Annotated in this window: 8 protein-coding genes; 1 reads left to right on the forward strand and 7 read right to left on the reverse strand. The window is 57.4% G+C overall.

Annotated features, from left to right (window positions below):
- Positions 1 to 27: 27 nt before the first annotated feature.
- The 7 genes from plcR (I9018_RS15690) to I9018_RS15720 form a co-directional block, all read right to left on the reverse strand.
- Positions 28 to 624: a phospholipase C accessory protein PlcR gene (plcR, locus tag I9018_RS15690; RefSeq protein ID WP_241110046.1), complete on the reverse strand. Its 597-nt coding sequence runs from the start codon at positions 622 to 624 to the stop codon at positions 28 to 30.
- Between the two features lie 17 nt (positions 625 to 641).
- Positions 642 to 2831 (reverse strand): phospholipase C, phosphocholine-specific, encoded by a 2190-nt coding sequence (locus I9018_RS15695; RefSeq protein WP_124347612.1) that lies wholly within the window; start codon positions 2829 to 2831, stop codon positions 642 to 644.
- Between the two features lie 415 nt (positions 2832 to 3246).
- Entirely contained in the window at positions 3247 to 3690 is a 444-nt protein-coding gene (gene plcR / locus I9018_RS15700) for a phospholipase C accessory protein PlcR (protein ID WP_124347613.1), read from the reverse strand.
- 410 nt (positions 3691 to 4100) lie between these two features.
- On the reverse strand, positions 4101 to 6107 hold the full coding sequence (locus I9018_RS15705) for a neutral/alkaline ceramidase (protein WP_241110047.1): 2007 nt from the start codon (positions 6105 to 6107) through the stop codon (positions 4101 to 4103).
- A gap of 474 nt (positions 6108 to 6581) precedes the next feature.
- Positions 6582 to 6776, reverse strand: a complete 195-nt coding sequence (locus I9018_RS15710; protein ID WP_068588115.1) for a hypothetical protein — start codon at positions 6774 to 6776, stop codon at positions 6582 to 6584.
- A complete protein-coding gene (locus I9018_RS15715) occupies positions 6773 to 8212 on the reverse strand; it encodes an efflux transporter outer membrane subunit (protein ID WP_124347615.1) in 1440 nt (479 codons plus the stop codon). Before I9018_RS15715 ends, I9018_RS15710 begins: the two co-directional genes overlap by 4 nt.
- 62 nt (positions 8213 to 8274) lie before the next feature.
- A complete protein-coding gene (locus tag I9018_RS15720) occupies positions 8275 to 9090 on the reverse strand; it encodes a helix-turn-helix transcriptional regulator (protein WP_241110048.1) in 816 nt (271 codons plus the stop codon).
- A 309-nt stretch (positions 9091 to 9399) separates the two neighbouring features.
- Between I9018_RS15720 and I9018_RS15725 the strand changes: the two genes are divergently transcribed.
- On the forward strand, positions 9400 to 11097 hold the full coding sequence (locus tag I9018_RS15725; RefSeq protein ID WP_241110049.1) for a cyclic peptide export ABC transporter: 1698 nt from the start codon (positions 9400 to 9402) through the stop codon (positions 11095 to 11097).
- Positions 11098 to 11558 lie beyond the last annotated feature (461 nt).

Consider the following 11558-nt stretch of genomic DNA (forward strand, 5'->3'; position numbering starts at 1 on the left):
TGCGTCGTCACGGGGTGACAAGGTGCCTTAATGGCTCAGCGGCTGCGGGGCACTGCTGCCGAAGATCTCCAGGCGCAGCGCCTTGAGTTTTTCCTCGATGGCGGCGCGTCGAGCCTCGTCGCCATCGACGGTCTTGAGTACTTCGTCAATCGCTTGGTTCGCCGCCTGCTGGTAGGTATCCAGTTGCTGGCGCTGGGCAGGCGAGGGGGGAGCCGGTGGTGTGGCGTGGTCTTTCATGTCCATCCAGATGCTGTAGTTCAGGCTCTCCAGTGACTTGGGGTCGGACTCGATGTTTGGCGTCAGTCGCTCGACCTGGGCATAGGCGCTCTTCAAGTCCTCGCCGTTGCTGACCGAGGTTTTCAGCTCGTTGATCAAGCGCTCGGCGACCTGGCGGCGCTCGGCGGCCGGCAAGGTGTTGGCGGTTTGCGAAAACGCGGCGATTTCCTGCTCCAGCGACGCTGGCGCTTGGCTGTCGGCGGCTGACGCAGGCACGGCCGGCCTGGTATTGCTCTCCGGGCTTGAGGCGACGCTGGGCGCTTGTTCCACCACGGTGTCCGCCGGCTGGCGAAAGAGCACCAGGTAGGCGATCAGCGCTGCACACACCGCTAAAAGAATGGCTTTCATCTGGAAGGTTCCTTTCATCAGGACGGCATGATGTCCAAGAGTGGATCGGTCCGGCTTGGCAAACCGGTTTCAACATGCCCAGCCAGCCTGCGCGAGAAGTTGCTTTCGGTGTTGGTGGCTGTAAGGGTCAGGTCATACCAGCCGGAACTGCTGCGCAGCAACCAGACATCGGTCAGGCTTTCACCCGGCTTGAGCTCATGGGTGTGCACCGTATCGCCCTTGTACGCGGGGTTGGATTTCACCGTCACCGTACAGGCCAGTACCCCGGTATTTTTGATCGTCAGGACAATCTGCATCCCCTGGTAGCTGACTGAAACTTCAGGCCGGGCGAGGGTCTTGGCCAACTGGTTATTGCCGGTAAATTCCCGATAGAAGCCATTCGGTGCACGTACTTCAAAGCCGTAGCGACCGTTCGCGTCGATACGATCCTTCAGGTTTTCGATAACGGTCTGGCCGCGGCTTCTACGGTCTGTTTGTGCATAGATATCGTAGCTGGTCACCGTATAGAACGCCGGGGCACCCCGTTCGTTGGAGTGCACCTGAAAGACCGCAGCCGAACGTGCGTAAGGGTTTTCCGGCAAGACCATGCCGTCGTTTCTCAAGCTCAGCAGCAAGCTGCCATCGCTGGCGGCGACGCTGACCTCGGCATGCAACTCATAGGGCACTGCCAGGGCGTCGCGCTGGCCGGTTTCCTGGCCCGGCAAAGTCTTCGGGTTGGTGTAATAAGGGTAGGAGCGATAGTACTGCTTGTAGTAGGCGTCATCCTGACGGGCTTTGGTTTCAGTCAGGTTGGTCAGGTTGGCGGGAACGCTGCTATCGGTTTTCCCGGTGAAGTCGAAAAGCGAGGTCAAGTCACCGCAAACCGCCCGGCGCCAGGGGGAAATATTGTCCGCGGTAACGCCGAAGCGTTTTTCGAGGAATCTGAGCACAGAGGTGTGATCGAAGACTTCGGCACTGACCTTTCCACCTCGGGACCACGGCGATATCGCCAGTACCGGCACGCGCGGACCCAAGCCAATGGGCAACTGGGTGGCGCTTTCGATTTCGCCTTGGGTGTCGACGGCCGAAATGCCGGTGCCCGGTTTCCATGGCGGCACGGCAGCGGACACATGGTCGAAATAACCGTCGCCTTCATCGTAGTTGATGATGAATACGGTCCTGGCCCAGACCTTGGGGTTGCTGGTCAGGGCTTCGAGAATCTTCGATACGTAGTATTCACCGAAGGAGGGACCCCACCAAGGGTGTTCCGAATAACAGTACGGCGGCACGATCCAAGACACTTGTGGCAAGGTGTTGTTTTGCACGTCTTCGCGCAACTTGGTCACTCCGCGAGCGACCATGGCTCGTTGCCACAAATCGGAGTCGGGTTTTGACTCCTTGAAGCGTTTAAACCAGGCCAGGGCATTGCAGTCGTAATTGTTGTCCTCCTGTATGAGCCACTTCCATTTGAGATCGAGGTAGAGCCACCAGAGTGAAGACGACTGGTAGCCGCCTTCCTGGTAAATACGCCAATTGATATTGGCTTCGCTCAGGCGTTCGGGGTAGGTGGTCCAGTCCACAGAACCACTCACACCGATGGTGCCGTCGCCCATGCTGTTGGTGTATTGGACATTCTTGCCATCGCCGGTGGGCGCGGTGCGGCCGGTCATGTGATACAGGCGATTGGGGTTGGTGGGGCCCATGATCGATTGGTGATAGGCCTCACCCAAGGTAAAGGCGTCTGCCAGGGCATAGTAGTACGGGATGTCATCCCGCTTGAAATGGCCCATGGCGGTGTAGTCCTGGATCGCCGTCCACTGGTCGTTGCGGCCTTCGTTCCAGGTCCCGTGAAACGCCGACCATTCGTGGTTCTGCGAACCTAACCATTGGGCGTGAACGTTCTTGGTGTCGAAGTGATAAGGCAGGTATTCGGTGGTTTTGTAGGTTTGATGCATCACCGACTTGCCATCGGCGCGCTTGATAACCCGAGGGTCGTTGAATCCACGAACGCCATTGAGGTGGCCGAAGTAATGATCAAACGAGCGGTTTTCCTGCATCAGGATGACCACATGGTCGACATCCTTAAGGGTGCCGCTGCGCACATCCGGCTCAATGGCCAGTGCGCGTCGTATGGTTTCGGGAAAAAGTCCGGACATTCCGGCCAGCGCTGCAGCTTGTGCACTGCCTTTCAAAAAAGTACGACGATGAAACTTTGGGGCGTCTGTCATCGATAAGCTTCCTGTAAGGTGCGTTGGGGAAACGCCCTCATAAAAGGTCGACCTTATTGTTCTTTCTTGATGTTTTTATTAAATAGACCGCTATTTTCTCGAAGCTCTAGTCGCAAGTGCCAGGCTATGCTCTGCTGCAAAGTTAAGCCCTGGTATTTCAAATGCGACAGTTACTCATAGTAAAGACGACACCCAGGCAGCTATTCAAGGCATGAAATCCAGCAAAGGATAAGATGCACTTTTATGGGGCATGGCTATTTTTATCGGCCCAATAAGCGCTTTCTTCCAAGAGGCTCCTATCGTTTCTAATCTGAGGGCTGCGCCGCAAATACTACCAGGGCATTAAAGGACAAAAAGCGGACTTTGAAAGACACAGATTTGATTTTTAAATAGTCGACGTCCCACTAGCGGCCCTTTATTGCAGCAGGAACTGAGGTTCTTCCATGCCAAAGATCTGCTTGCGCAGTGCGCTGAGCCTTTCTTCGATAAGGCTGTGCTGTTGCTCTTCGTCTTCAACGCTACCGAGCACCTCATCAATCACCTGTTCGGAGGCTTTCGCGTAGAGGCTGATCTGCTCGCGCTGAGCGGCGCAGGGCAGCGGCGGCGGGGTATGGCTGTCCTTGAGCTCCATCCAGAGCTTGTAGTTCAAGGCCTCCAGGGAATTGGGCTGAGGCTCGATGTACGGCGTCAGTTCCTGAACGTGGGCGTAGGCCTGGTTCAGGTTCGCCCCTTTGGCGACGGCACTTTTTATTTCCTCTATCAAGTTTTCCGCGCGCTGCTTGCGCTCCGCCTCCGGCATCGCGCTGGCCGATTGAGAAAACGTGGTGATATTGGCGACTAGCACTTTGCTTTCAACCATGGTTGGTTCCCTGAAGAAAAGAGTGCGTGTGTTGTCGAGCTCGAGCCGATTTAAGCCCCTGTACTCAGTGGCCGGTAGGGTAGGGTACAAATATTACAAAACAACTCATCAATACCCAGGTTCCTGGGTAAGGCCGGCACTCATTGATAATGACTGCCGGGTCATAATAACAACGAGTCAAGAGCAGCCAGATTCAGGTCATGTCCAACGGGGTGAGTGGACAGTTGTTTTCAAGTAGGGTGGCGCTATCTTGAGTGGCGATATTAAAGAGAACCATCTTGAAAGCGACGCTTATTGATAGCGAATGCGACGAGAGTATCAAGTGCAGGCCAGGCGACCAGCACTTGATAGTCATCCCTGATGAACAAAAAAACGAACCCTGCCAGAAGTAACGTATTACCAGCCGAGGGTCAATCAGCCACCACTTCAAACTTCCGGGTAGTTCCTGTAAAGGCACTGATAGTCCCCCAGACATTCTTCTGATCACCGCCATGGCTGATGTAGTAGAAGCCGGGTTTGGCATCCTGCGGAACATCCCAGGAAATAGTCGCCTTCGATGCGGAAATACCGACCCGTTCCCAGCGGTATTTGGTTTCCCAGTCGTTGTCGGTCGCCACGCGTATCGCCAGTTTGTCACGGGTGGGGTCGGCTGAGGTGTAGTACACGCTCAGGAAGGTGTCTTCGGTATGCAGGTTGTTCTTCGGGTGTCCGGTGACGAAGGCCACCGTCACGGTTTGTCCCCGGTGGTAGATCTTTTCCGGTTGCTGCAATACATCGCCGAACGAGGTGCCGATATAGGGGGCATCGGTGACGACGCCAGTCTGGAAGTTCAACAAGCAGCAGGACAGGTCAGGTGGCTGGGCGGTACTGGCGACCGGCCGATTGTCACGCATGGCGCTGGCCATGTCGGTGAACAGCTGTTGATAGGCGGCCTGGGTCCAGGGGCCGAAGATCGTCGAGCCGCCTTCATATTCCTGGACGCTGTATTCCTCGCGAGTGGTGACGTAACTGGAGTAGGCGTTGGCATAACCATTGAAGATCACATGGTTGATTCCCATGGGGGTGACGATGGCTTGTACCGCCCGGCGAATGCGTACACCGGACATCACCGTAAACTCGGCCGGTGCACCCAGCACGGCGAGTTGGCCGATGCGGAACATCTGGATCGGCAGCACATTGGGGGTCCAGGGAAAGGGTTTTTTGTTGCCGGTATCGGCCAGTATCTGTTTTTCAGCCTGGCACTTCTTCAGCTCTTTGGACGGCACACCGGTGAGCAAGCCGCCGAGGAAAGACAGCAGCGGATTATTGCTTTCACTGATGCCCAGTGGGCCAGGGCCATCCTCCGTACTGCCGGCCGCCAGGCTGCTGCCCAAGGCGGCAATACACAGTGTTTTCGGTGTGCCATCGGTGTAGTCAGGGCGTACGGTCAGGCCGTGGAAGTCGACAAACTGAAAGCGGTTGTCGAGCCTCCCGGTCACTTCCTCGGTCGGCCCGGTGGCCAGTTCATAGGCTTTGTTGAACTGCCTCAAGCCGATCTCCTTGGTGTTGGCGAATTCGTTCTCGGTCGGCCCGGAGCCTGGGCGCAAGTTCAAGTTGGGCGACAGATTGCCGGCATTGGTCTGGGCAAAGGCGGCGATAAACCCCGGTTTCTTGCTGATGTCGTGTTCCCAGTGGTAAGACGCATAGCCTTTGTTATCAGAAGAAATCAGATGATTGTTATTGGTCATGGACGTGGCGTGCACAGGGAACCAACTGATGACTCCGGCCATCTCGCCCTGTTGGTCGACGAACTTCAATACCGTCATTTCCGGGTCGATACCATCTAGGTAGCCGGCAATATCCGGATTGCGCTGGTGGGAGAGCAGCGACCTGTTCTTGCTGGCATTGGTGAGATCACCCTTGGCATAAAACAATCGGCCAGGCTGCATGTGTTGATGGGCCTGATCAATTGAGCGCACGATGCCATCGACAATCACGTTAAAGGTCTTTTCCTGAAAGCCCAGTATCGACAAGTCGTAGATCGTGTAATGGGAAAAGCCACCGGGACCTGAGTGAGTGTGAGTGGCCGCCAGCATCACATTGTTTTCGTTATAGATCCCAGGGTATTTCTTCTCCAACGTGCGCAACACACTTTGCTGCACCGCTTGGAAAATCATGCCCAGGTCGGTGTTGACGTACACCAGCCGCTTGCCCGTGGCCGCATCTTCAATGATGAACGCCCTCGACCATTGCCGCGTATGAATTCCACCGGTCTTCTGGTCGGTGGAGGAGTACCCCATCATCCCGACTTCCGCTGCTTCGCCGGTAATATCGGCTTTGCCCAAGCCGAATCGATAAGGTTGTTCGCCAGCAAAGCCGGTTGAACATAACAAGCAGGTGATGACAACGAGAACAGAACGATACAGTCGGATACTCATTTGAATCTCCCTGTGTATTGTTTTTGTGTGCGAAAGATAACCCAGCGTTACCAGGCTCATTGGAAGCGAGCCTGCACTGAAGACCGAGCCGCTGATCAGGGGCTGGTAGAAACTAGAACAGTCCGGTTCATAGGGATGGGGTATTTACGGACACAAACGGGACTCTCAGGGCCAGCTGTAGCGTTATAAGGAATCGGCCACGCTTGAGGCGGCCCAAACGGATATTGCGCACCCGGGCGAATCAGTGCGCGAGCGATCTGGTGTTGAAGTCAGGCTTCGGTAACCAGAGCCACAAACGCAGCAGCCTGTTCATCGGCTATTTGGATGGGTGCTGCAATGCTGTGCCTGGCGGTGCTGGTGCGGGCGGTCTGGGGGAGGGCAAGGCGCTGGAACAGGTGGCCAGGCCGTTGTCGCAAGCGAGCGACTGAGCCGGTCAGCATAAAAAAACCACCTCGGCTGTGTGCCGGGGTGGCTTTACTGTTGAGGGTCGCTCGCCAGCTTCAGGTTGGTGGCGATGTAAAACCCCTGCACCGTGCGTTTTTTCTCTTCGTGCTCACACAGCACCAGTGTGGAGTGCGGCAATGGCGTCGCCTCCGGTGGCGGTTTGACCAGCATCCTTTTGCCCCCCGAGCGCAGGCGCACATATTGCCCGGGCTCGAAGGTACTCATGGCCGCGTCTCGGCAGCAGCCAGTTGGGTCGGTTCCCCCCATGCGCCGCCGAGGGCGGTGTACAGGTTGACTTCGGCGATCAACTGCGCCAAACGGTCGGTAATCAGCCCCTGCTGTGACGAAAACAACGAGCGCTGCGCGTCGAGGAACACCAGGTTGCTGTCCAGGCCCAGGCGGTAGCGGCGTTGAGCTAAGTTGTAATAGGTCTGGTCGGCCTGCACCAGGTCGCGTTGGGCGTTCAGTTGGTCGTCGTAAGTCTGGCGTGCCGCCAGGCCGCTGGACACTTCCTGGAAAGCGGTCTGGATAGCCTTCTCGTACTGGGCCACGCCAATGTCTTTTTGCAGCTTGGCGTAGTCGAGACTGGCGCGCAGGCTGCCGGCGTTGAAGATGGGCAGGTTGATCTGCGGCTGGAATGTCCAGCTGCCGGAACCACCCTTGAACAGGCTCGACAGTTGCGAGCTGGACGCGCCGGCGTTGGCGGTCAGGCTGACACTGGGAAAGAACGCTGCGCGGGCCGCACCAATATTGGCATTGGCGGATTTGAGCTGGTATTCGGCTTGCAGAATGTCGGGGCGGCGCTGCAGCAGGTCCGACGGCAGGCCGGCGGGTACCCGGGCGATCAGGTTGCTCGACAGCGGCAGGCTCGGCAGGGATTCCGGCAGTGCGGTGCCAACCAGCAACGTCAGGCTATCGCGGTCCTGGGCTACTTGTCGCTCATAGCGCGCGAGGTTGGCGCGGGCGTTCTCGACACTGGTTTGCGCCTGGGCGGCATCCAGCGACGACGCTGTACCCACCTGCAGGCTGCGTGTCGTCAAACGCAGGCTTTCCTCATAAGAGGCGAGGGTCTGGCGTGTCAGCGCGAGTAATTCCTGATCGGCACGCCAGGTCAGGTAAGCATTGGCCACGCTGGCCACCAGGCTCAATTCGGCGCTGCGCTGCGCTTGCTCGGTGGCCAGGTACGCCTGCATCGCCTGCTCGCTGAGGCTGCGGATGCGACCAAAGAAATCCAGCTCATAGGAACTGATGCCCAGGGTCGCGGAATACGTCGAAGTGATCGCCGCCTTACCGGTCTTCGTGATACTGGCCGGTACCCGCTGGCGGGTGCCGCCTGCCGTCGCCGAGACCGCCGGGAACAGGTCAGCGCGCTGGATCTGGTACTGGGCGCGGTACGCCTCGACATTCAGCGCCGCCACACGCAGGTCACGGTTTTCGGTGAGGGCGGTCTGGATCAACTGCCGCAAGGCGGGGTCATGGAACAATGTGCGCCAGCCCTGGCGGGCAACCTCTTCGCTGACGGTACCTGCAGCGGCGGCATAGGCCGGGCCTTGCGGGTATTGCGTGGTCACCGGAGCTGCCGGTTGCTGGTAGTCAGGGATCAGTGAGCACCCGCTCAGTACCACTGCAACCGCCACCGCAGAGAAAGCAAACTTGTTCATTGGCCAGCCTCATGTGAAGGGGAACACGGGTTGCAGCGCAGCAACCCGCCTCTTGAATGTCGTCAGGCGCCGACCGCCCACTTGGTCAATCCATGTCGGCCGCTGACCCCAAGCTTTGCTGTTGCACGCTTGAGATAGGTTTCGATAGAGCTGTTCTTGAGACGTAGTTTCTCGGCTATTTCCGGCACGGTTCCGCCGTTGAGCAAGCCGAGGCAAACTTCCTGTTCGCGGGTTGAGAGCGTGATATCGCACAGCGACAGACGCTTTTGAAACTCACGATGAATGTGCGACGGTTCGGTTTCGCTGAGCGGGATCGCCATCCAGCTGCCAATTTTGCGCAGCGCACTTTGGCGGTTGAACTGGGCATAGCTTTCAATCAATGGCAGCAAGGCTTCGGAGAGGTTTTTCAGACGCGACAATTCGCTCAAGGAAAAATCCTTCTGCGTCTGGGACCGATACAGCATCACCACACAGCGCCGGCTGCCATCGCGCGATACCAGTGTGCATTCGTGCGCCGCAACGCGTGGCACCTTGCCCGCGGCCCCTTTGGTTCGCGTATTCAGGCGAATCAGCAACGAGCCCTCCATCTCCTGCACTTCCTTGAGCAGGGGAGGGTTGGCGTTGGCGCCGTTCGCTTCTTGTACGGGGATGTCGGCAGGGTCGCCGGCGGTGCCCAGAGGCTTGATATCGACCAGGCTGCTGTTTGACTCGTCCAGGGTCCACTCGCTGAGTGTCAACGCCGTGACCGGCAGGAACTTGTCGATCAGCTTGAGCATATTGAGTGCGAAGTGATCCTGGTCGGTACTGGAAACCAGTTCGCCGAGTACGAAATAGAAGTGTGGGCTGTCCGCATTTTGAATGCTGCTCGTCATTTCCATAGTCCAATCATCCTTGGTAGCGAAGAGGTGGGTGAGCGATCAGAACAGCCATCTTCACTACTGAAGGGTCCGGCTCGGGACCGTATTAGGCCCATTCATGCTGCGCCGGTCTGCAATGGAAAGCTGGGACATTCGGAGGGCCGTCCGCCTCGGCGGTGTGTTTTGTCTCGGTCCATGTTTTGTACAGGCTTTCGGGGACATCCGAATTTGCGCCAATCCGTACACTTGGCGGCGCCGGCAACAGGGCCGGTAGCAGCGGCTTGTGTGGCAGGCCATGCCCGGTCTTGCGTGTATTTGAGGAGTTGGTCCATGAACAAAGAGCATGAAAAGCCGCCCAAGCCGGGCTCGGTCTTGCGCCTGCTTTGGCAAAATCATCCCTGGCTGGCGTTCTTTTCCCTGGTCACCGGCATCGTCAGTGGGGTGGCGGCGATCGCGGTGGTTAACGTGGTCAACCAGGCTATCTACGAGCAGGGGTCGCGCTTGCACCTGCTGTACTGGTTTATTGGCTTGAGCGTGGTGGCGCTGGCGTTTCGTAACGGCGCGACCTTGTTTCCCGCTTACGCCAACATGAAGCTGATGACGCGCCTGCGCATCGCGCTGTGTCAGAAAATCCTCTCCTCACCCCTTGAGGAAGTCGATCGGCGTGGCCCACCCAATGTGCTGACACTGTTGACCACTGACATTCCGCAACTCAACGCCACCTTGTTGGTGATGCCGGTGATGCTGGTGGAATCCACGGTATTCATGTTCGGCCTGGCCTACCTGGCCTACCTGTCATGGACGGTGTTTGCGTTGACGCTGGCGCTATTGGTGCTGGGCGCGGTGTTGTATGTGTTTCTGTTCCTTGGTGGGGTGAAGTTCACTGGCCGCGTGCGTGATGAGTTCACGGCCTTCAACGAGCATACCCACGGTCTGGTCTTTGGCCTCAAGGAACTCAAGCTCAACGGCATCCGTCGGCGCTGGTTTGGCCGTTCGGCGATCAAGGAATCGTCGACGCGGGTAGCGCGTTTCAACTTCATCGAACACCTGTGGTACCTGGGTGCGGAAAACATGGGGCTGGTCACTCAGTCCCTGCTGATTGGCAGCCTGGTGTTTGCCTTGCCGCTGCTGACCAGCACCGACAGCCAGGTGCTGACCGCCAGCGTCCTGACCGTGATGTACATCCTCGGGCCGCTGGGCCTTTTGATCAGCACCATGCCGGTGGTCGCGCAGGGCCGGATTGCGATCACCCGCCTGGCCGATTTCGGCTTCCTGATCAATGAGCACCATGCCGAGCAAGGCGAGCCGGAAACCAGCAATGTCCTGCGCCTTGAACACAAAAAGCACTGGCAGGAAATCACCCTCAAAGGCGTGGTGATGAACTACCGCGGTGCCGAGGCCGAGAGCGGCTTTGCCCTCGGGCCGGTCGACCTGACCATCAACCGCGGTGAGTTGATCTACATCATCGGTGGCAATGGCTGCGGCAAAAGCACCCTGGTCAAGGCCTTGTGCGGGCTGTACGTGCCTCAGTCCGGGCAGATCCTGCTGGATGGCGTTGCCGTCAATGATGATAACCGCAGCGACTACCGCGACCTGTTTTCCGCAGTGTTCAGCGACTTTCATCTGTTCAACCGGTTGATTGGCCCGGAAGGCGAAGAGGTCAACCCGGACCTGGCGCAAAAGTACCTCGGCGCGCTGGGGCTGGCCGACAAGATCAAGATCGAAGGGCTGGGTTACTCCACGACCAAAGAGCTGTCCTACGGCCAACAAAAACGCCTGGCCCTGGTGTGTGCCTACATGGAAGACCGCCCGGTGTATGTGCTTGACGAGTGGGCGGCAGACCAGGATCCACCCTTCAAGCGCTTCTTCTATGAGGAGTTGCTGCCGGAACTCAAACGCCGCGGTAAGACCATTCTGATCATCACTCATGATGATCAATACTTCCAGTTGGCCGATCGAGTGATCAAGCTGCTGGATGGCCATATTGTCTCCGATGTAAGCCTCGTCGCCCAGGATCGCCGCGCCTGATTCCAGGCGTTGCCGCAGGCCGTCCATTTGCACGACGCCCGTAGCCTTCAAGGCTATCGGCCTCGTGCTTTTTTTGTATTTAAAAAATCATATTTATCAAATAGATAGAGCGGATTTTAAAAAATAATTCAATGTCCGCCGATTGTCCGGGTTTGGGGTGACATACAGCCAAAAAACCGAGTGCTTAAATTTGCCAATGCGCTCATCAGGTCGTGCTGTGGGTGGCTGTTTCAGCCGCGTGAAGCTCTGCTGGCCAGCCCACCCTTGCTGATGTTTTGAGTTGGCGTTTTTAACAATTTTTTCGCCTCAACTTCCCTCGCTGCTGCGCTGTGACCCAGGTGGCACTGACAAAACTCTGAGAAGGCTTTTATGAAACGTTTTTCTGCAGTGGCCATGGGCGACCTTGTCGCGAAAAAACTCCTTTCCAAACTCGTTTTTGCCGCTGTGGCGCAGGTGATCGT

The sequence above is a fragment of the Pseudomonas sp. MPFS genome, assembly GCF_022537035.1.
In the GTDB taxonomy this organism is placed as follows: Bacteria; Pseudomonadota; Gammaproteobacteria; order Pseudomonadales; family Pseudomonadaceae; genus Aquipseudomonas; species Aquipseudomonas sessilinigenes.